The organism is Amycolatopsis sp. 2-15, from assembly GCF_030285625.1.
Taxonomy (GTDB): domain Bacteria; phylum Actinomycetota; class Actinomycetes; order Mycobacteriales; family Pseudonocardiaceae; genus Amycolatopsis; species Amycolatopsis carbonis.
In genome coordinates this window covers 4,556,916-4,576,592 of the sequence record NZ_CP127294.1, presented here as the reverse complement: position 1 = coordinate 4,576,592, position 19,677 = coordinate 4,556,916, and the positions used below count along the sequence as shown (strand labels likewise).

The following is a 19,677-nucleotide window of genomic DNA, read 5'->3' as shown; positions in this document are numbered from 1 at the left end:
GCGGGTGCCCGGCGTTTCCTGCATCCGGTAGGAGGTCCGGTGTCCCTGCTGGCGCGGCCGCTGCGCGCGGCCGTGTGCCTCGTCGCGGCGCTCTCCGGGTGCCTCGCCGCCGGGCCGGCGAGCGCGGACGCGCCGAGCTGCCACCCGTCCGGGCGGACCTTGCGCTACGTCGTCGCCTTCGACCGGGGCACCTCCGAAGACTCCGCACACGATCAGGTCGAAGCCGCCTGCGGTCACTCGTCCGGGTACTACCCACAGATCGCCGTCGGGGTCGTCACTTCGGACGATCCGGACTTCGGATCGCACTTCGGGCTTGACCGCGCGTTCAGCGCACAGGGCACCCGGCTCGCGACGCAGCGCGCGAGCGGCGAAACCGTGCCGCCGCAGCCCGCGCGGGCCGAGCTGCACTTGAGCGACCCGGCGCAGGTGTCGACGGCCGACCTGTCGGGTGAGCAGTGGGACATGAAGCTGGTGGGCGCGCCCTCCGCGCACCAGGTGAGTGAAGGCAGCCGTGACGTGGTGGTCGGCGTGCTCGACTCCGGCGTCGACCCGCGCCACCCCGATCTCGCCGCCGCGATGGATCCCGCCGACTCCGCCGGCTGCCTCACCGGCGTCGCCGACCCCCGGCCGGAGGCCTGGCAACCGACGACCTCGGTGCACGGCACGCACGTGGCCGGCATCATCGCCGCGGCCGACGACGGCAAGGGTGTGACGGGCGTCGCGCCCGGCGTGCGGATCGCGTCGGTGAAGGTGATCGACGACCGCGGCTACGCCGATCCCGAGGCCGCGGTGTGCGGGCTGATGTGGTCGGCGGCGCACCACCTGCCCGTGACCAACAGCAGCTGGTTCGTGAACCCGTGGTCCCTCTCGTGCGTGCGCGGGGACGACCGCGGCGTCGTCCACGAGGTGCTGGCGCGCGCGGTGGAGTACGCCACGTCGGCCGGGACGCTGAACGTCGCCGCGGCGACCAACGAAGCCGTGGACCTGACGCCGTCGGCCCACTCTGGCGTGCGGACCGCCGGGGCCGCGAAGTGCGAAGCACTGCCAGCCGGCCTTCGCGACGTGGTGGCGGTGTCGGCTGTGGGCGCGGACCGCGTGAAGGCCGGCTACAGCTCGTACGGCCTCGGTGTGGTGGATGTCACTGCCCCCGGCGGCGAGGCCGGGCGCTGCGTGGTGTCGACCGTGCCCGGGGGCTACGCGCCGCTGTGCGGCACGTCGATGGCCGCGCCGCACGTCGCGGGCGTGCTGGCGCTGCTGAAGTCGGCACACCCCGGCATGTCGGCTGCGGACCTGCGCCACGCCCTGCACACGCGCGCCACGCCCATGCCGTGCCCCGACGACTACGACCTCACCGGCGATGGCACCCAGGACGCCTACTGCGCCGGCTACGACAGCTACAACGGCTTCTACGGCCACGGCCTGGTCGACGCACTCGCGGCCGTGACCCCTCCGGAGGCGGGCCCGCCGAACCCCGCGCGTTAGGCCCCGCCCGTGATCGTTTCGACACCTCCCCCGGGTTGGATACCGGACGCAGTTCGCCGACGTGCGCAAGGAGGTTCGGTGCTAGAAGCGCTCGGCCTGACCGCCGACGAGGAGCGGGTGTTCCGAGTGCTCGTGGGCGGCTACCGCGCCACGGCCGGCGAGGTGGCCGCGCGGCTGGGGCTCGCCGTGGCGGAGGTCGAGCGGGTTCTCGGCTCGCTCGTGGCCAAGCGCCTCGTGAGCCGCACCGGCGAGCACTACGTGCCGGCGCCGCCCGATGTCTCGCTCGGGCCGTTGCTGCGCCACGGCCAGTCGGAGCTCGAGCGCGCCCGCTCCGCCGTGACGGAGCTGGCCGAGCAGTACCGCGACAGCGCGCGGCGGCGTGATTCGTCGCGGCTGGTCGAGGTCGTCACCGGTGCGGAGGCGATCCGGCAGCAGGCGCTGAGCCTCCAGCGCGACGCACGTGAGGAGGTGCTGTGGTTCTGCCGCGAGGCGCCCATCGCCATGCCCGCCGCCGAGAACGACGAGGAGTTCCGCGCCCTGGCCCGCGGGGTGCGCTTCCGGGTGCTCTACGAGACCGCGCTGCTCGAAGAACCGGGCGCGATCGCGGGCCTCGCCGAGGGGATCCGCCTGGGCGAACGGGCTCGGACCATCGCGAAACTGCCCGTTCGCCTCGCCGTGGCCGACCGGGCGCTCGCGCTGTGCCCGCTCGCCGACGACGAGGCCACGGGCGAACCGACCGCTGCGCTCGTGCTGGGCAGCAGCCTGGTGACCGGGTTGGTGGCGCTGTTCGAGAGTTACTGGGAACGCGCTTCTCCCCTGCGCATCGACGGCGTGCTCGCAGACGCTCCGCTGTCGGCCGAAGAGCGCCGGCTGCTGTCTCTGCTCGTCGGTGGCGTGAGCGACAAGTCGATAGCGAAGCACCTCGGGGTGAGCCACCGGACGGTCCAGCGGAGGTTGCAGGACCTGATGCAGCGGGCCGACGCGCAGAGCCGGATGCAGCTGGCGTGGCAAGTCGCGAAACTCGGCTGGCTCGACGGCTGAATTTCCACTGAGGACACGGGGCCGGGTGTCCTCAGTGGACACCCGGCCCGGTGGATCACCGCAGGGGCAGGCGGTAGACGCCCGCGCCCGTGCCGGCGAGGAGCCAGCGGCCGTCGGCGGAGGGCAGGAGGGTGCGGACGTCGCGGTCGGCCGGTTGGGTGGGCAGCGCGGCGAAGTGGCGGCCGCCGTCGTGACTGAGGAGGACGCCGGCGCCGGGTTCGTACTTGTCGGCGGAGGAGACGTACAAGGTGCCGTCGCGGGTGAAGCTGGCGTCGGAGTAGCCGGCGGTGCCGAGGCCGGCCGCGGAGCGGAACGTGGCGCCGCCGTCGGTGGTGACCTTGACGAAGCCGGCGCCGGTGACCACGACGTGGCGGGCGTCGCGCGGGTCGACCGTCACGTGGGCGACCTCGCCGTCGAAGAGCTTCCGCGCGGTGGCGCCGCCGTCGGTGCTGCGGTAGAGGCCGGTGACGTCGCCGATCCACACGGCACCGCGAGAGCGCGGGTCGACGGCGATCGACTGCACGCCGTCGAGGCCGGCGAGCGCGTGCTGCGTCAGCGTGCGGCCGCCGTCGTGGCTCGTGTAGACGGCGGGCGTGAGGTAGCTGCCCGCGTACACCGTGCTGGGGTCGCGCGGGTCGACGGCCAGCGCGCGGGAGTTGCCCGGCACGATCGCGAACTGCTGCCACGTCGTGCCGCCGTAGCCGGAGCTTTCGACGGTGAAGCAGTCGACCTCGCAGTAGCCCTGCCGCACGCGCAGCACGGCCTTCGCCGAGACGGTCGCGAGGGCGCCGACGGAGTTGCCCAAGGTGTCCGGGGCCTGGCCGGTCCAGCCCCAGTCCTGGTAGCCACGCGGGAGGTGCGCCGCGAACGGCGCCGTCGAACGATAAGTGCCACTGCGCGTGGCCGCGACGAGCGCCGGTCCGACGCTCGCGAGCGCGTTGACCTCGGTGTCGGGCACGCCGATGCGCCGGAACGTCACCGAGTCGCGCGTGGTGAAGATCCCGGCGGCCGCGGCGACGACCTGCTCGCGCGGGCGATCGGGGAAGCTGCCGATCTCGGAGTAGAGGTCGATCGCGCCGGTCGCGGCCGGGCGGTCGGTCCACGTGCGGCCGCGGTCGCGGCTGACCCAGACGTCGCGGGCGCCCGCGCTGCCGTCGGGCCGCGGTGAGGCGATGGACTGGACCACGAGCTCGCCGGCGGGGGTCAGCCCGGTGAACGCCATCGCGTCGTCGGCGCCCCACGGACCGATCAGGGTGCGGAACGTCCGGCCGCCGTCGGTGGAGAACACGGCGCTGCCGAGCACACCCGAGCCGACCACGATGCCGTCCGCCGCGGCCAGGTTCGAGAGGTACGGCGTGCCGGGCACCGAGAGCTTGCGCGGCGCGCGCGGGTGGCCCAGCGCGTTGTCCACGACGTGGATTTCGCTGCCGGTGGCCAGGAACAGGTGATCACCGTCGAGGGCGAGGTCGGTGACGCCCGCCGGCGCGCCCGGGAGCTTCGCCCAGTGGCGGCCGTGGTCGGTGCTGGTGAGCACGCCGTCGTCACCCGCCGCGAACACGTCCTCGCCCGAAGGCGAGACCACCACGGACGCGAGCAGGCCGGGACTCGTGGCGACCGCACGGAACGTGCGCGCCGCGTCGTCGCTGCGCAGCACCTCGCCGGTGCCCGTGGCCGGATCGGTGGCGGCGACGTAGACGACGGACCCGTCGCGCGGGTCGGCCGTGATCGCGGTGCCGCCGGCGCCCAACGGACCCGGGGTGGTCCAGGTGTCGCCGTGGTCGTCGGTGCGGTAGACGGCGCGGCCGCTGTCGGGCAGCACGTACAGCCGCGCCGGGGCGTCGGGCGTGAACGCGAGGTGCCCGCCGGTGCTGTTCGGGCCGACGAGCTGCCACGGCTGTGCGTGGGCGGGCTCGGCCGAAGCAGAAACAGTGGGGACGGCCAGGGCGAGGGACAAGCCGGCGGTGAGCGCGGCCAGCTTCAGAGGTCTTCCGTGCATCCGGTCAGCCTGGGGCAGCCCGGGCGCGGCGTCACGATCTTCGCCGTGACCGAAATACGACAGGTCGCACTTCGGACACCCCGCGTCAGGTCAGCAGGAGCTTCGCGATCCGCCGCGTCGACCCCCAGACCCCGATCGCCGCGAGCACCAGCAGGTAGGCGAGGTTGCCCGCCATGCTCCACGAGAAGAAGCCGGTCGCGAGGCCGTGCATGAGCTCGATGCCTAGGTACAGCGGAAAACAGCGGACCACCCACTGCAGCGCCTCGGGGTAGACCGTGATCGGGAAGAACGTGGTGGAGAACAGGAACATCGGCATCAACACGAGCTGGATGTAGTCGAACTGCGACGTCGACTTCAGGTAGCTCACGAGCGTGACTTTCAGCTAGTGCCTCATCAAGAAACGTTGACGTTGTCATCGTGTCGTGTGGACATCCGGGCCGGTGATCGCGAGGCTGGCTGTGGAGGTGAGGCTGGTGGCGCGTCAGCCGGAGGTGTTCGCGCGGTCGCTGGAGCCGGAGGAGGCCCAGCGGCTGGTCAAGATCACGAGGTCGGCCCGGGATCGGGTGCGGCTGCGACGATCCGGGATTGTGCTGGCCTCGTCGCAAGGCCGGTCCGCGAAGGAGATCGCGGCGATGTTCGCCGCGACCGAAGGCTATGTGCGGGAGGTGATCCACGCGTTCAACGAGTCCGGGTTCGCGGCGTTGTCCCCAAAATGGAGGGGCGGTCGACCTCGTAAGTTCGGTCCGGCCGCCCGTGATCAAATCAGCCGCATCGCCGCCTGCAAGCCCGCCGAGCTGGGATTGCCGTTCACGACCTGGAGCCTGACCAAGCTGGTCGCCTACCTCGCCGAACACGCATGGATCAGGGCGAGCACCGAGACCGTCCGGCAGATCCTGCGCAAGGCAGGCGTGTCATGGCAGGCGACGAAGACGTGGAAAGCCAGCAAGGATCCCGATTTCGTGGCCAAGAAGAACCGCATCCTCGACCTCTACGATCACCCACCCGCCGACGGGCGAGTGATCTGTGTCGATGAGTTCGGGCCGCTGAACCTGCAACCCCGCCCCGGCCGCGGCTGGTTTCCCCGCAGCCGCCCGGCCCGGCAGCGCGCGACCTACACCCGCACCAAGGGTGTCCGGCAGATGTTCGCTGCGCTCGATCTGGCCTCCGGGCAGATGTTCTACCGGTTCCGCGACCGCAAACGCTGGCCGCAGTTCCTCGACTTCTGCAAGCAACTGCGCCGCCGCTTCCCGACCGGGAAGCTCTACCTGGTCAGCGACAACTACGGACCACACGGCAAGGCCGAGGTCCGGGACTGGTGCGCGGCCAACGACATCGAACTGATCTACACACCCACCAACGCGTCCTGGCTGAACTGGATCGAGTGCGAGTTCACCGCGGTCCGCTACTTCACCCTCGACGGCAGCGACTACCCCAGCCACGCCGCCCAGGAAGCCGCCATCACCGGCTACCTCCGCTGGCGCAACCGCCACAGCCACCCCAAACGCCACTTCGCCATCAACTCCAAAATCCGCCGCCCCGATTACCTACCCAACGTTGCTTGATACGGCACTAGTTACGCCGACAGCTTCGCTCCCCTTTCACCAGGTAGGAGCACCCGATGCCCGACCAGAAGAACATCCGAGCAGGGTCGCACCGACGTACCGTTCAGTGTTTTCGGCGACGGCTCCGCCGAAGCCGGCGTGGAGCGCTACACGTTCCTGCTGCCCACGCTGCCCGAGGCTGAGACGCTCACCGCACTCGACGAACTTGCCCGGCTGGCGGCAGATCACCGGTGAACCGTGGCTCGATGAGCGCATGAGGTTCGGGATCTTCAGTTCGTCGCGGACGAGGGCATCCGTCCCGGCGCGCTGTTCGTCGGGGAGCACTCGCACATCCCTGCCGACCTGCAGTCGCCGTGCCCGGCGGGTGGTGAGCTGCCGCGGCTGTACTACGGATGTACGACCCGTTCGTCACCGGCGAGATCTACTAGCGAGGACTGCGCGCTCCCTCAGCGACGAGTTTCTTCGCCAGGTCGATCAACGCCTCGGGAGACGTGAGGGACACCTGGCATGGCCGGCCCTCTGTCCGGGTGCTGGTCACGAGGTCGAGCAGGCCGCCATCGGCTCGCCATTCGACGTCGGCCAGTTCGCGCCACGGCGTGCGCAGCCACGCTCCTGGTCGGTCGCCAGCCGGGTGGTATAGGGCCGCCGATGTCGCGACGACAGTGACCGGGGCGGAGGGCCCCTCCGCGACGAGAAGGACGCGTTCTCCTTCTTCGAACATGGCTCGTACAGGCGCCAATGCCGCGCGAACCGCAATACCGCTGACGTACAACCGGATCACATATGCCACCGCACTGGCTGCGAACATGACCGCGACCACCAGCACCCAACGAGCAAGGTAGGGCTCTTGCGTTTGACCGGTGGCCGCCTGATACGCGACCGCGCCCTGCTCGATGATGCCCGGCAGAAACAACAAGAACGTGAGCGCGGTGCCGAGGACGGGAATGCGGATGTAGTTCAGCGCGGGCACACGAGGCGGCGTTGAACTGCGACGATGTCTGCGCACAGCGCCCAGCAGGGAGGTGGACGAAATGTCCAGCAGGGCGTACACGGGGAACAAAATGAGGTCGTGCGCCACGACGGCCGCGAGGAACCAGATCAGCGCCAACGGCCACAGGCGGTCGGTCACCTCGTGCGTTGCGGCGAATCCGGCCAGAGCGAAGCAGACGATCAGCACCAGCAGGTGCAGGGGATTGTCGCCGTAGAACCCGCGGACGCGGGAAAGGACGGTACGCATCGTCATCGGCTCCGGAACTCGATGGACCGGACCCATTTCGTGCAGTGCACCCCGGGCAGGGCCGGCACGATGACCCGTGCCGGGAAGCCGTGGTCCAGCGACAAGTCGGTGCCGTTGACCCGCAAGGCCAGCAACGCGTCGGGGTCCAGCACCTGGTTGGCCTGCAGCGTGGCACGGCCGAACGAGCCGGTGTCGATGGACTCGACCATCGCGCTCTCCGGAGCCGGCACGCCGGCCGCTGCGGCCAGGTCCCGGAGCCGGACCCCTGACCAGTCCTGCGTCGCGGACCAGCCTTCCACGCAGGCGATCGGTAGCGTGGCGGCGTGCTGGCGCATCGCGCGGAGTTGAGTACGGTCGAGCTGGACCGGCCGTGGACCGCCCAACAGCGTCAGCCGCCACGCCGGGCCCGTGTCCCTGGCCGTGATCTGCGCGGCGACAGCGGTTTTATTGACCTGGAAGTCGTTGGGCCCGTCGCCGTAGGATCGCCCGCGAGGCAACAGCAGCGCCCAGCTACGGGTGAATCCCCCGATGGTCTGCCCGGCAGTGAGCACGGCGACCAGCAACGCTCCTCCGCCTACTAGCCCGATCGCTCCCCTGCGGCTGATCGTCGCCGGCGCAGGGGCGATGGGAACCAAGTCGCTGTCGACGACTTCAGGCCGGGTGTCGGCGCGAGTCGTACGCAGTTCCACTCGCAGGGACCTCGAACGCAGCGCCCTGACCATCTTCGGCAACTTGATCACGACGTGGGAGACGAATGCCCCAATGAACACCCAGGCCCCGACGTAGTGCGCGCGGTAGAAGCTGAACCCGAATATGTAGTCGTACTGGATGTTCAGCACACCAGTGGCGATCTCGAAGAGGATGCCACCTACCAGCAGCAACAGTGACAGCCGCTCCAGCAGCTGGGCGATCGAGCGCGACGGCGGCCAGGCGAACAGCTTCGGCACCACCGACCAGAGCTTGGCCAGCACCACCGGGATCATCACGAGGCCGAGCCCGACATGTAGGCCCTCTGTCAGCCGGAACAACCACGACGGCCGGGTCGGCCAGTCGAAGAACGGCAGGTGCATCCAGCCGACGTCGACGGGGAACGCTTGCCTGAACTGGGGGCCATAGGCGATGTAGTCCAGCAGCCCCGTGAGGATCACCACCGGCAACATCGCCAGCAGAACAGCACCGAAGATCGACGTCAGCCATGGCCCGCGCAGCGGACTGCGCCAGGCGCGGGTCCGGCCGAGACCAGGTGGCCGGCGCTTTCCGACAGCCCGCCAGAAGGCCGCGGGGAAGCCGTACTCGACGTCCTCCCCGGGCGGCTCGGTCGCGAACCGGTCGACTTCCCGAGAGCTGGAAGGCCGGGGCGAGCTATTTGCCATAGACGACAGGCAGAGGCTTCGCACCGCCGCCGCCTGCACCTCCCTCGTTGGATTGAGCTTTCATTGGTTTTCGACATCGATCGCCCTCGGCGGGCATTGGCGCTGTCCAGTGCGCTTCGACAGCGAAATCTCATGGATCAAGTGCGACCAGTGGGTCGGGAACACCTTGTTCATCTGGCAGGCCCTGGGCGAGCTTGTACCGCTGATCCGCGGTGTCCGCGGCTCTTCCCGGACACTCCGCGAGCATCCCCGCGCCCTTCGTCGGCATGATCAGTAAGCTCATGCCAAGTTGGTGGCACAGACCCACCCCCGTCTTACCCCTAGTAGGCGGCTCTGGTGCTGACCGAAGCTTGGAAAGCACCGGCGCTTCCGGTCTGCGGCACCTCTGCGTTTCGGATTCTCGTCCGTGCGTCAGTGGAGGGCGGCGGGAGACGCAGCCGTGTACCTCGCCACGGACCCGGGCGAGCACGATCATCTGCGTGGCTTGACCGGGGTTGCTGGGCCAACCAGGTCGCCGGCGCCAAATCCGAGCACACCCGCCGCTACGAGACCGATCTGGCCCAGTGGCAGGTCTACTGCCTGCGCAACCGCGTCGACCCCCTGCGGCCCGCCGCGCCGACCTCGACGACTGGCTGGTCACCCACCTCAGCCGCAAGAAACCGAGGGCGATCAACGCCCGGTGCTAGCGCTGGAGTACCTGACTGGAGAAACGAAGTGCTCAACCGCGATGCCGGAGCGGACGCGCGGCGACAGAACCGCGCGCAACGGTGATCACTTCACGTCCTTGTTGGTCGCCCAGCGCCAAGCCGTCCTGACGACTTCCGCCGCTGACCTGCGGATTTTGGCTCAGCGCCAACGGCTGGACCGCTGCTACTCAATCCCGGAGTTCTTTCGTTGTGGGGCTGGATGCTCCCGCTCCCGCCGCGGCACTGGGAGTCCGGCGGCAGGAGCAGGAGACACATGAGCCCGTCCCGCGCTGCCGTGGGGAGGGGCGCAGCGGGACGGGGGTGGCTTGAGGTCGGCGCGGGGGTCGCCTCTCGGCGAGTGGCGCGACCCGGGCCCGAGGACTCGGCGGTCTGGGAGGGCAGTGGGTGGAGCCTGGGCACACCGCCGCACCGACAATCACTTCCCACGCTGTCCGTCCCCGGATATTCCACAGTGGACGTGAGAGGTACTCCCAGCCGTCAAGAGGGGTCCTCGGAGATCTCGCGGAAGATCCAAGGGAATAGCCTCTGACCAGGCCCCTAGTCCCGTCGAAAATCGGACGGATATGCCTGACCAGCATTGATCAGTCGTTGCTGGCGCGGTGGTCGGCGAGGACGTTGCGGACGGTGCCGACGGACACAGCTTGGTGGCGGGCGATGCGTATTCGGTTCCCACCCCGTGATCGCGTGGACGGCGGCGGTCGGTGAGGGAGTCGAGTGCTCGAGCGACGTCAGTGATGGTCATGAGCGGATCGGTGTTACCCGCGCCCCAGATGTAACCTCTCGTGCGCATTCCGGCTACGCGGTACGCCGCGGCCCGGCAACCGCTTCCGCGTACACCCGGTCGAGCTGGTGCAGGCGGATGTGCCGGAGCGCTTCGCCGAACGTGCAGGCGTTGTACCAGAACCAGTCACACCCGTCGCACTGGCAGTGCCAGCGGTCGCAGTGGCCGCAGTACTTGTTGCTGGCGTGGTGGTGGTTGCTCATAACGTCGCTTCTTCCGGGCTGAACGGGACTCGTTCAGTCTGGCGGGCGGACGGTGTCCGCGTCGTCACGGCGAGCGGGCATTTGCCGGGCCCGGGTGCCGGGAACGTGCTCTACCGGCAGGCCGGTATCAGCCCGCAGCGCTGGCCTGCTCCACGAACGGGAGGGCCTCCTCGATCCTCGTGCCGTCCGCGTGCAGGCTGTTCCGTGGTCTCGTGTCCGCTCGGGCGCTCACCGGATGACTCCTGCGTCGACGGGACGGGGGGTTCGCCGGCGGTGATGAGGTCGGCGAGGATCCGCGCGGCGCGGCCGGCGAGGTGGTGGCCTTGTCCGAGGTAGGCCTCGGTGGGCGCGAGAGTGGCGTGGCCGAGGTCGCGGGAGATTTGCCGGATGGGGATGCCGTGGGCTTCGGCGGCGATGGAGTAGAGGTTCCGGGCTGCATGGGGGTGCACGGTGTCGGCGATGGTCCGGACGGCGACGGCGTGTGCCCGGACCGTGCTCGAGGCCGAACCGCGGCGCAGCAGGCTGCGGCACAAGACCTGCAGTGTCGGTGATCTGCTGCGGTGCCAGTCGCCCTACTTTCGGCTCGGGTCAGCTTCGGGAGTGTTCCCGGCCGATGAGGACCACGGTCTGGCCTGCGAGTTCCCACTTCGCCATGATCGCCTCCGCCTCCGTCTCAGGTCGGCAGTTGCGTGCCGGTCCGTTCGGCGACCATGTACTCGGCGTACCAGTCGGGCCAGTTCACGTCGCGCTCGCCGGTGCGCTTCTCGTGCTCACCGTGCGCGGCCTCCGCGCGGCGCAGAGCGGCGGCCAGGTCGCCGGCCGACGAGAACGCCGCCTCCGCCGGGTCCACCCGCCGCGACAGGCTGCTCGTGATCTCTTGCAGCAACCACTGGTTGCCGTCCGGATCGGCGAACGTCGCCCGTGACCGGTACGTCCCGCAGTCCGGATCGACGCCCGTCTCCCGCCCGTCCGGCCCGTCGTGGAAGATCTCCCCCACCTCGACCCCGGCGGCCACCAGCGCGTCCCGCGCCGCCACGATGTCCGCGACGACCAGGTACGCCTTGCCTGAGCCGGGCTCGGCGTCCGTCAGCCCGTCCCCGAACTGGACCGAACAGTCCGACCCATGCGGCGTGAACTGCACGACCGCAGGCGGCGTCACGTCCAGCCGCCACCCGAGCCGCCCGTAAAATTCCTTCGCGCGCTCCACGTCGGCGACGGGAAGCACCAGTACCTCGACCTTCATGTCGACGCGCCGCACGTCCTCAGTGGTCATCCATCCTCCCGATGAGACAAGCGCCCACAGTAGCCGCGAACCGTGCTACTGCCGCCACATACCCGACCCGGCACCCAATATAGAAAGAAGCTACTGGGGTGGTCTTGGCTGGTGAGCGCCGGCTCGGCGGGTGGAGAAGCAGTCAGCGCTGATTCAGGACCGCGGTCAAACGGAAGCAGGTGTCGAGCATGGGCTCGCGGCCGTCGAGCTCGACGCGGCTGATGGTGCTGATGGGGCTGCCGCCGGTTACCGGGCAAAACCCGGCCATCTCTCAGCTGAACTGATCCAAGCAGAGCCATCGCCGGCACCCGAGCGACCTGGTTGACATCAGTCCGCACCCGAAACCATGAACGGGACCCTAGAGTCCATCCACGGGTCTAAAGTCGGACTGGGAGATCACCGTGACCGACAGGAGTAACGAGATGACCGACGGGACCGTTCGGAACCGGCGGGCCGACAGCTCAGCCAACGAGGAGCTCGCCAAACTGGCTCGCCACGGCGCTGATGCCTTCGGTTACCGAGCCGAGTTGCGCATCGATCGCCAACTTGCCCAGCTCCTGCGCCTGAGGGTTTCGCAGCTCAACAACTGCGTCTATTGCCTGAACCTCCACTACGAGGCAGCACGCGCCGCCGGCATACCCCGATCGGTCATCGACACCCTGACCGCTTGGTGGGAGACCGACTTCCACGACGACGCAGCACGCGCTGCCCTCGCCTACACTGAGGCGCTCACACGCGTCGCGGACGCGACCATTGCCGGTGGTTTCGGTGCCCGGCACGACACTCTCACCGAACATTTCTCGCCCGAGGAGATCCTCGAGATCATCGGGATCGTCATCAACATGAACGTCTGGACCCGGCTCAAACTGGCCGAAGGCGCCGTTCCCAACCTGACCGCGCGAGCGAACTAGCGATCTCACCGCAGTCGTCAACTCCGTCGTGCCGGCGACGCCGACGGCCGGCACTGCAGACGGCCGCACTGCCTTGGCTCCTTGGATGATCGTGTAGGACAGGTCGTCGCTGTCGCGTTGTTCGTCGGGTCGTCGTCCGGGGACGGTGTTGAGATCGATCTCCGGTGGTGGCTGGTAGCCGGTCATGGCGTCGAGCAGTCGCAGGAAGGCGTCTTCGGTGACGACCGGAACCCCGAGGTCTGTTGCTGACGCTGCCGGTGACACGGATGCCCACGGACGCGCAGCGGATGTCCTGGCCGCAGGTCAAGCTCTACCTCGCGCGCGCCGGCTACACCTCCGGGCCGATGTCCGCGCCAGCGTCAACGGCTCCGGCGGCCCGCTATCCTACGACGCCGCCCACCACCGCTGGAACGGCTACTGCACCGCGGTCGGGCTGGACATCGAGATCCACCACCTGCGCCACGCCCACGCCCACGCCACCGAGCTCATCAACTCCGGCGTCTCCATCGAGGTCGTTCGCCGCCGGCTCGGGCACGCCTCCACCGAAACCACCCAGATCTACATTCTGCTGGCCGACCAGGTCGCCGACGCCGACATCCGCGCCGCCCGCCGCCGACGCGAACGCGCAGGCTGATAGCAGCCGCGTTTGCACTGCTCAGCAGCTATTCCGTTGGATATCCCGCGAGATGTCCGGGCACCCCACCATGTGGCGGCTGGGGCACTGACACACCGTCGGCAGGGACGATGCTGGCCGAGATTTCGCGGTCGATGATCATCGCCGGTCATCCTCACCAGCGGGTGAGGAGTCAGACTCAGAGTCGGCTCCGTGTGTCCGGGTCCGAACGCCGCCCCTATCCGGAACCGGGAAGCGCCGCCAAGAGCCGCCGGCACGCTTCCTCACACCGCCGGCACGCCTCGGCGCAGATGCGGCAATGTTCGTGGTGCGCAGCGTGCAGCTCGCATTCCTCGGCGCATGCAATACAAGCGGCAAGGCAGGCCTCGACGGCTGCCCGAGTGACGGTCAGGTCAACAGCTGTGCGACGCGACAGGACGGTTGCCGTGGCGGCACACAGGTCAGAACAATCGAGATCTGTGCGCATACACTTGACCAACGAGACGATGTCAGGCTCCGCCATGCAGGCATCGGCACACGCAGCGCAGGCCTGGAAGCAGGCGAGGCATTCTTCGATGCACTCGATCAATACGTCATGGTAGGCCGGTCGGGAACCCGAGTGGGCGTCGGCCATCTGTTTGACAACCAAGGGCATGGTGCGATCCGTCCGTCGTCTTGAGCTGGGTTCGGTATAGGGCAGCGAGGCAACCTCGCAGAATACTGTGACGCCGGAGGCCGCTGATCTTACAAGGTCAAGCCTGACGAGGCACTGGCGACTGAGCGCCACGATCAGCTCGGCACTCCAGCTTGATCAGGGTTTCGCCGTCTCAGAAACAATCGTTCGCGAGACACACGTGGCTGATCGGCGTTTCCGCAGGAGCGATCTGTAAAGGTTGCCGTGTCCGCGCCAATGTCACGTTCTCGGGGGTTCACGGCTTGGACGATGCGGATCGGCTACAGGCCGTCGTCTGGCCCGCAGTCCCGGCTACCACCAGCACACTTGACCAAGGGATTACGACTTGCCCAGGCGCTTTGTCCTGCTCATGCCACGGCGGTCGCCGCGTTCGGCCTGACCGCATGCGGCACCCACGCGACGCCCGCCACCCACGCGCCGCCCGCCACCACGCCCCACTTCCGCCCCGAGATCGTGCCCATCACACCGCCGGAGGCCGCACCGGCGCCTGGGGCGGCGGCCACCTACCTGGCGAAGAAGGTCGGGGAACGAGTCGGAATCACCAACAGGGACGGCAGCAATGCGGTCGACTTCTGGATCACGAAGATCAGCGTGGACCCGAAGTGTGACCCCTACAGCCATCGCGCGGTGGGCATGGCCACGGTCGTCCTGGACGTCACCGTGAAGACCTACACCGACAAGGTCGCGGGGCGACGCTTAAGCCCGTTCACGGTCCTACCCGGCAGGATCAATCCATTCTCGCTATCGACCACTGGCACGATCGGCACGAGAGTGATCGAGACGGACATGTGCGTGACGCCGCTGAAAAAGCTGCCGTCGACGTACATGCCCGGCCACGCCTACACGGGGCAGATCGCGTTCGCCACGCCATACAACACCGGCAAAGTCCAAGTGACCCAGAGCTCCGGTTACTTCCCGAACGGCAACATCGGGTGGGAGTGGTCGTACTGATCATCGGCTGACCGGCAGGGCTGCGGCCGGTCGGCGAAACCCAAAAGGGGCAGCGCGGTCACGTATCTGCGGCCGCGTCAGCGGCTCGGTCAGGGTTTGCGGCCCACGGCTGCGAGCAGGCAGTGATCGGAGAGTTTGAGTGGCTGCATGCGGGGGCCCGCGGGCCACCAGTCGGCCGGCTGGACCAGGCCGGGCTTGAGCAGCTCGAGTCCGGCGAGCATGGTGTTGATCTCGGCGCGGGTACGGAAGTGGATCTGCCCTGAGGAGGCGCCTTGATATACGCGTTCGATGTTGCGGGCGACGACGCTGTACTCGTCGTCTTCGGGGTCGAGGGCGTGGCTGAGCACCACATACGATCCTGACGGCAGGGCGTCGAGGTAGTCACGCAGCACGGCGGCCGGGTCGTCGGCGCAGAAGTGCAGGCTCATCGAGTGGATCAGTGCGAGGGGTTTGTCCCAGTCGAGCTCGCCGCGCACGGTCTGATCGGCCAGCAGCGTCGTGGGCTGGAAGATATCGCCGCGGACGATGTGGGTTTGCTCGTTGTCGGCCAGCAGCGCCCGGCCGTGGGCGAGCACCACCGGATCGTTGTCGACGTAGACCACGCGCGCGTCGGGGTTGGACCGTTGTGCGACCTCGTGGACGTTCTCGGCGGTGGGTAGCCCGGAACCGCAGTCGAGGAACTGGTCGATGCCGATGTCGCGAGCCAGGAAGCGTACGGCACGGATCAGAAATTCTCGAGCGACGATGGCGAGTTCGGTCACCTCGGGTGCTACGGCTTGGACCTTGCGCAGCATTTCCCGGTCGACCTCGTAGTTGTCTTTGCCGCCCAAGCCCGCGTCGTAGACCCGGGCGGTACTCGGCACGGTCGGATCGATGACCATCGCAAAGTCGTCGTCGAGCTCGCTCATGAGCAGCAACTTACCGCTAAGCGGTTGCGCTTCGACTCTGACCGGTGGCCACCGCAATGAGGAACCTGGGTGTCATCCGCGCACTCTGGGTTTCTCGCACGCGAAGGCTTCGCGTCTGCCCCGGCCGGCATGGCCGGGGCACCGGGGTCCCCGTAGTACCTGCTGAAAACCGGGTGAATATGTCTGACCAGCAGTGATCAGTTGCTGGCGGCGCGGTGGTCGGCGAGGACGTTGTGGACAGTACCGACGGACAGCTTGGTGGCGCGGGCGATGGTGCGAATGGACTCACCGTCGGCGTGGCGGGCGAGGATGATGCGGCGTTTGTCGGCGTCGACGACGCGGGGTCGACGCCGATCCGGCCGCGTGCCCGCGCGGCGTCCCGCAACCAACCGTTTGTTGAACGTTCGGCTGTCTCCTCGTCGTGTTGGGGAGTGTGCGATCGGCGTGGACGGTCTGGCTTCGCGGGCCGGTCGTCCCGGCTAGTGTCGTCGCTCGTGATCGATGACGTGAAGGTGCGGTCCTCCGGACTTCTTCCGGTTGGTGACGGGCATGAGATCTACTGGGAGGAGTCGGGGAACCCTGACGGGATCCCTGCTCTGTACTTGCACGGAGGCCCGGGTGGGGGGCTCGGCACCGGCAAATACCGGAACAAACTCGATCCGGAGCGGTTCCGCATCATCGGTCTGGACCAGCGAGGCTGCGGACGTTCAAGGCCGCTTGTGACGACGGCCGGCTACCGGCTGGAAGACAACACCACGTCCGATCTTGTTGCTGACATCGAACGGGTCAGGGAGCATCTTCACGTCGGCGAGTGGCTGCTCAACGGTGTGTCGTGGGGTTCTACGCTCACCCTTGCCTACGCCCAGGATCATCCGGAAAGGGTGCTGGGCCTTGTTCTCATTGCAGTCACCACGACCGACCGGTTTCAGGTGGACTGGATCACCGAGACAGTCGGGGCTGTTTACCCCGAAGCGTGGGACCGGCTGGCGACGCATGCCGAGCAGGCGGGCATCGGTTATCGCCGACACGAGGGCCGTCTCGTCGAGGCATACGCCCGTTTGATGACCGACGCCGACCCTGAGGTTCGTGACGCGACGTCCCGAGCGTGGATGGACTGGGAAGATCACCACATCTCGATCGGCTCTGGCCATGTCCAGCCACGCACCGGCTGGAGCGATGATCTCCGTGTTTTCGCCACGCTCGTCACGCACTACTGGGCCAACGACGCGTTCCTGAATCCGCCGATTCTGCAGCGAATGGATCGCCTGCGTGGCATCCCAGCCACCCTCATCCACGGTCGGCGCGACGTCAGCGGCCCGGCGGTCATCCCCTGGTTGCTGCACCGTGCCTGGCCCGGCAGCGAGCTGATCATCGAAGAGAGCGAAGGCCACGGCGGCGAGCTCATGGTGAAGGCATGGCGCTCGGCCAATGACCGCCACGCCGATCGTATCGAGTCACGTTGACGAGTAAGGAGCGACGGCGATGGAACTCAGGCCGGATCCCATTTACGGAGAAGTGGATGTCACCGCGACCGCGAGAGAACTGGCGTGCTTGGCCGGCGCGATTGCCGTCGGGACCGAGTTCATCAGCGCCGCGTCCACTTCTTCGCCCCGCGGCCACACCCTGACGGGAATTGAAGTCAGGACGGCCTCCTGACCTCACTGAGAGGAACTGAGAGCAGAGGCCTTCGGGCGGCGCGTCGCCGCTGAGATTCCACTCCATGCGCACCGGGCAACTGCCCGGGCCCGTTCCGCCGTCCAGGGTGATCGTGGCTGACGGGCAGCGGGCTCAGTCGGCGATGTGGCCGACGACTTGCGGGATTTCGAACAGGTTGCCGGTGTCTCCGGTGTGCAGGAACGCGACGTTGCTGCCGGCGGGGATCCGCCGGCTGCGGGCGTGGTCGAGCAATCCTGCGAGTCCCTTGCCGGTGTAGACAGGGCCAACGAAGACGCCCTCTGCTCGGGCCAGCTCGCGGATGGCCGCCGTGCTTTCGGGGGACGCGACGGCGTAGTCCTCGCCGATGAAGCGCTGATCGATGTCGATCTCGGCGCGGATCGTCGCGTCGTCGGGCACGGGCGCACCCAAGGTGGCCAGAACCGCCTTGGTCCGTTCGACGATCACACCGGCGTTCATCCGGTCTTCGTCGTTGACCCTCTGGATGGAGATCGACCGGAACTTCACCGGGTGGCCCAGGCTCAGCTTGGCTGCCAGCATTCCCGGCAGCGCGGTCCCGGTACCGATCGTGTGGTAGACGTAGTCGAGCTCGACCCCCGCGGCATCGGACTGCTCCAGCATCTCCCGGAACGTGAGGGCGTGCGCGATGAAGCCGTCGGGGTGTGCACCGCCGGTTCCGACGACGAGGACCTTGTGCCCCTGCGCCTCGAGTTCGGCCTTGCGCACCGCGATGGCGTCGGTGATCCGCGCGGCCTCCTTCGGAGAGTGCCATTCGTTGCCGGTGACGTTGATGACGTGGGTTTCGACCCCCATCGTCTTGTTGAGCAGGTAGTTGCCGCGGAACTCGCGGAGTTCACCCTGTCGGGACACGTTCCGCGTCAGAACCAGGATCGGCGTGATCCGTGCGCTCAGGCAGGCGGCGGCGAACTGCAGCCCCGAGTTGGTCAGATACGCGCCCTGGGTGATCACGTGCGTCACCCCGTCCTCGATGGCTCGCCCCAGGATGAACTCGGCCAGACGCATTTTGCTTCCGCTGATCGCACTGGGGCCGGCCAGGTCCTCGCGTTTCAGGAAGAGGTTGATCCCGTACGCCGCCGACAGGTTGGGCACGGCGTGGAACGGAGTCGGGTAGAACCCGACCCGACGCCGGGGGAGCTTGTCGATGGCGGTGTCGAAGTGCGTGAAGTCCATGCCTCCAGCGTCGGCCACACTCCGGATTAGCACAAACAATGATCTCTTCTCGGCCGATAAGCTACTCTTATCGTCATGCCTTGGCTGTTCGATCCGCGGCATCTGGTGACCCTTGCGGCCGTCGTGCGGCTCGGCTCGTTCGCCGCGGCCGCGCAGGAGCTGGGCTACACCCAGTCCGCGGTCTCACAGCAGGTCGCGGAACTGGAACGACGGATCGGTACGCGAGTCGTGGTCCGGCGTCCCGTCCGTGCGACCGAGGCCGGAAAAGTCCTTCTCGACACTGAGGCCGCGATCACCACCTCGATGAGCCGCGCTGCCACCGAACTCGCGGCGCTCGCGGACGGAACCGTCGGCGAAGTGCGGCTCGGCGCGTTCATCTCCGCGGCAGCCTCGATCGTCCCTCCCGCGCTCGCCCGCCTGCGCGCGACCCGTCCGGCAGTTCACATCACCCTCCGCGAACTCGAGCAGCGCGAAACGCACGCGCTGCTGTTCCGGAGCGAGATCGACCTGGCCATCACCTTCGACTACGAACACGCTCCCGAGCCAGCGCCCGCCGGGCTCAGGCAAGAGCACCTCATCGACGATCCGATCATGGTCGTCCTGCCCGCCGGTCATCCCCTGGCCGCAGCCGACAGTGTCACCCCCGCCGACCTGCCGTCGGACGCATGGATCAACACCGCGGTCGACGTCCGCGACTTGGCAGCCTCACCCATCGGCGCCGACCGGGGAAGCGGACATCGTCTGGACTTCGACGGCATGGACTTCCGCACCGCACTCAACCTCGTCGCGGCAGGCCTCGGCGTCGCACTGCTGCCGCGATTGTTGGTGCTGGACGTTCCCCCGAGCGTGGTGGTTCTCCCGATGCGGCAGCCCACCATCGTCCGTCGTCTCTACACCTGCCGACTCGATACCAGAGGCGTGACCGCGCCGATCAGACAGCTCGAGACGTACCTGCGGGAAGCCGCAACGGAACTCTGAAACGACGCACTCCAACCCTCACTCGTCACCCGCACCTCATCCGGCACTGACCTCCGAGTGGGCGCGATGGATGGTGGCTGTCGCCGGGCAACGCGGGTAGCG

At 68.2% G+C, this 19,677-nt stretch carries 18 protein-coding genes and 2 pseudogenes; 9 read left to right on the top strand and 11 right to left on the bottom strand.

Annotated features, from left to right (window positions below; genetic code table 11):
* Window positions 1-39 precede the first annotated feature (39 nt).
* Both QRX50_RS22635 and QRX50_RS22630 read left to right on the top strand, forming a co-directional pair.
* Entirely contained in the window at window positions 40-1,482 is a 1,443-nt protein-coding gene (locus QRX50_RS22635; RefSeq protein WP_285973903.1) for a S8 family peptidase, read from the top strand.
* Window positions 1,483-1,560: 78 nt separating this feature from the next.
* Window positions 1,561-2,523 (top strand): helix-turn-helix transcriptional regulator, encoded by a 963-nt coding sequence (locus tag QRX50_RS22630; RefSeq protein WP_285973902.1) that lies wholly within the window; start codon window positions 1,561-1,563, stop codon window positions 2,521-2,523.
* 55 nt (window positions 2,524-2,578) lie between these two features.
* Here the strand turns inward: QRX50_RS22630 and QRX50_RS22625 are convergent, their stop codons facing one another.
* Both QRX50_RS22625 and QRX50_RS22620 read right to left on the bottom strand, forming a co-directional pair.
* A complete protein-coding gene (locus tag QRX50_RS22625; protein WP_285973901.1) occupies window positions 2,579-4,519 on the bottom strand; it encodes a beta propeller repeat protein in 1,941 nt (646 codons plus the stop codon).
* 85 nt (window positions 4,520-4,604) lie between these two features.
* A pseudogene (locus tag QRX50_RS22620) lies at window positions 4,605-4,895 on the bottom strand (ABC transporter permease); the annotation flags it as partial.
* Window positions 4,896-4,992: 97 nt separating this feature from the next.
* Between QRX50_RS22620 and QRX50_RS22615 the strand changes: the two are divergent.
* Together QRX50_RS22615 and QRX50_RS22610 are read left to right on the top strand one after the other, a co-directional pair.
* On the top strand, window positions 4,993-6,081 hold the full coding sequence (locus tag QRX50_RS22615; protein ID WP_285973446.1) for an IS630 family transposase: 1,089 nt from the start codon (window positions 4,993-4,995) through the stop codon (window positions 6,079-6,081).
* Window positions 6,082-6,156: 75 nt separating this feature from the next.
* Window positions 6,157-6,315: pseudogene (locus QRX50_RS22610) on the top strand (LLM class F420-dependent oxidoreductase); the annotation flags it as partial.
* Window positions 6,316-6,505: 190 nt separating this feature from the next.
* Here the strand turns inward: QRX50_RS22610 and QRX50_RS22600 are convergent.
* The 5 genes from QRX50_RS22600 to QRX50_RS22580 all read right to left on the bottom strand — a co-directional run bounded on the left by QRX50_RS22600 (window position 6,506) and on the right by QRX50_RS22580 (window position 11,655).
* Complete coding sequence (locus tag QRX50_RS22600; protein WP_285973900.1) at window positions 6,506-7,324, bottom strand: hypothetical protein; 819 nt, start codon at window positions 7,322-7,324, stop codon at window positions 6,506-6,508.
* The gene (locus QRX50_RS22595) at window positions 7,321-8,730 is read right to left on the bottom strand and encodes a molybdopterin-dependent oxidoreductase (RefSeq protein WP_285973899.1); all 1,410 of its coding nucleotides are present in this window, start codon (window positions 8,728-8,730) and stop codon (window positions 7,321-7,323) included. The genes QRX50_RS22600 and QRX50_RS22595 overlap by 4 nt, the downstream gene beginning before the upstream one ends.
* 1,463 nt (window positions 8,731-10,193) lie before the next feature.
* Window positions 10,194-10,382, bottom strand: coding sequence for a hypothetical protein (locus QRX50_RS22590; protein ID WP_285973898.1), 189 nt, complete (start codon window positions 10,380-10,382; stop codon window positions 10,194-10,196).
* A 110-nt stretch (window positions 10,383-10,492) separates the two neighbouring features.
* The gene (locus QRX50_RS22585) at window positions 10,493-10,915 is read right to left on the bottom strand and encodes a site-specific integrase (RefSeq protein ID WP_285973897.1); all 423 of its coding nucleotides are present in this window, start codon (window positions 10,913-10,915) and stop codon (window positions 10,493-10,495) included.
* A 140-nt stretch (window positions 10,916-11,055) separates the two neighbouring features.
* Window positions 11,056-11,655 (bottom strand): VOC family protein, encoded by a 600-nt coding sequence (locus QRX50_RS22580; RefSeq protein WP_285973896.1) that lies wholly within the window; start codon window positions 11,653-11,655, stop codon window positions 11,056-11,058.
* A 422-nt stretch (window positions 11,656-12,077) separates the two neighbouring features.
* On the opposite strand from QRX50_RS22580, the gene QRX50_RS22575 reads away from it, so the two are divergent.
* Both QRX50_RS22575 and QRX50_RS22570 read left to right on the top strand, forming a co-directional pair.
* On the top strand, window positions 12,078-12,566 hold the full coding sequence (locus tag QRX50_RS22575) for a carboxymuconolactone decarboxylase family protein (protein WP_285973895.1): 489 nt from the start codon (window positions 12,078-12,080) through the stop codon (window positions 12,564-12,566).
* A gap of 217 nt (window positions 12,567-12,783) precedes the next feature.
* On the top strand, window positions 12,784-13,200 hold the full coding sequence (locus tag QRX50_RS22570) for a tyrosine-type recombinase/integrase (protein ID WP_285973894.1): 417 nt from the start codon (window positions 12,784-12,786) through the stop codon (window positions 13,198-13,200).
* A gap of 217 nt (window positions 13,201-13,417) precedes the next feature.
* Here QRX50_RS22570 and QRX50_RS50600 read toward each other — a convergent pair whose 3' ends face one another.
* Window positions 13,418-13,813 carry a four-helix bundle copper-binding protein gene (locus tag QRX50_RS50600; RefSeq protein ID WP_491700791.1) on the bottom strand — a complete coding sequence of 132 codons (396 nt, stop codon included), beginning with the start codon at window positions 13,811-13,813 and terminating at the stop codon, window positions 13,418-13,420.
* A gap of 366 nt (window positions 13,814-14,179) precedes the next feature.
* Here QRX50_RS50600 and QRX50_RS22560 point away from each other — a divergent pair, with 366 nt between their 5' ends.
* Entirely contained in the window at window positions 14,180-14,824 is a 645-nt protein-coding gene (locus QRX50_RS22560) for a hypothetical protein (protein ID WP_285973892.1), read from the top strand.
* A gap of 89 nt (window positions 14,825-14,913) precedes the next feature.
* Here QRX50_RS22560 and QRX50_RS22555 read toward each other — a convergent pair whose 3' ends face one another.
* Window positions 14,914-15,732 (bottom strand): SAM-dependent methyltransferase, encoded by an 819-nt coding sequence (locus tag QRX50_RS22555; RefSeq protein ID WP_285973891.1) that lies wholly within the window; start codon window positions 15,730-15,732, stop codon window positions 14,914-14,916.
* Between the two features lie 197 nt (window positions 15,733-15,929).
* Window positions 15,930-16,121, bottom strand: coding sequence for a helix-turn-helix domain-containing protein (locus QRX50_RS22550; protein ID WP_285973890.1), 192 nt, complete (start codon window positions 16,119-16,121; stop codon window positions 15,930-15,932).
* Window positions 16,122-16,226: 105 nt separating this feature from the next.
* On the opposite strand from QRX50_RS22550, the gene pip reads away from it, so the two are divergent.
* Window positions 16,227-17,195 carry a prolyl aminopeptidase gene (gene pip / locus QRX50_RS22545; protein ID WP_285973889.1) on the top strand — a complete coding sequence of 323 codons (969 nt, stop codon included), beginning with the start codon at window positions 16,227-16,229 and terminating at the stop codon, window positions 17,193-17,195.
* 325 nt (window positions 17,196-17,520) lie between these two features.
* Here pip and QRX50_RS22540 read toward each other — a convergent pair whose 3' ends face one another.
* A complete protein-coding gene (locus QRX50_RS22540; RefSeq protein ID WP_285973888.1) occupies window positions 17,521-18,699 on the bottom strand; it encodes a 1-aminocyclopropane-1-carboxylate deaminase/D-cysteine desulfhydrase in 1,179 nt (392 codons plus the stop codon).
* Between QRX50_RS22540 and QRX50_RS22535 the strand changes: the two genes are divergently transcribed.
* A complete protein-coding gene (locus QRX50_RS22535) occupies window positions 18,673-19,575 on the top strand; it encodes a LysR family transcriptional regulator (RefSeq protein WP_285973887.1) in 903 nt (300 codons plus the stop codon). The genes QRX50_RS22540 and QRX50_RS22535 overlap by 27 nt on opposite strands.
* The last annotated feature ends 102 nt before the right edge of the window (window positions 19,576-19,677 follow it).

What these genes read in the sequence shown, in the direction of transcription:
- QRX50_RS22625 (WP_285973901.1), bottom strand. Translation starts at nt 4,519, where the DNA reads ATGCACGGAAGACCTCTGAAGCTGGCCGCGCTCACCGCCGGCTTGTCC.
- QRX50_RS22600 (WP_285973900.1), bottom strand. Translation starts at nt 7,324, where the DNA reads ATGACGATGCGTACCGTCCTTTCCCGCGTCCGCGGGTTCTACGGCGAC.
- QRX50_RS22590 (WP_285973898.1), bottom strand. Translation starts at nt 10,382, where the DNA reads ATGAGCAACCACCACCACGCCAGCAACAAGTACTGCGGCCACTGCGAC.
- QRX50_RS22580 (WP_285973896.1), bottom strand. Translation starts at nt 11,655, where the DNA reads ATGACCACTGAGGACGTGCGGCGCGTCGACATGAAGGTCGAGGTACTG.
- QRX50_RS22575 (WP_285973895.1), top strand. Translation starts at nt 12,078, where the DNA reads ATGACCGACGGGACCGTTCGGAACCGGCGGGCCGACAGCTCAGCCAAC.
- QRX50_RS50600 (WP_491700791.1), bottom strand. Translation starts at nt 13,813, where the DNA reads ATGGCCGACGCCCACTCGGGTTCCCGACCGGCCTACCATGACGTATTG.
- QRX50_RS22555 (WP_285973891.1), bottom strand. Translation starts at nt 15,732, where the DNA reads ATGAGCGAGCTCGACGACGACTTTGCGATGGTCATCGATCCGACCGTG.
- QRX50_RS22535 (WP_285973887.1), top strand. Translation starts at nt 18,673, where the DNA reads ATGCCTTGGCTGTTCGATCCGCGGCATCTGGTGACCCTTGCGGCCGTC.
- QRX50_RS22540 (WP_285973888.1), bottom strand. Translation starts at nt 18,699, where the DNA reads ATGCCGCGGATCGAACAGCCAAGGCATGACGATAAGAGTAGCTTATCG.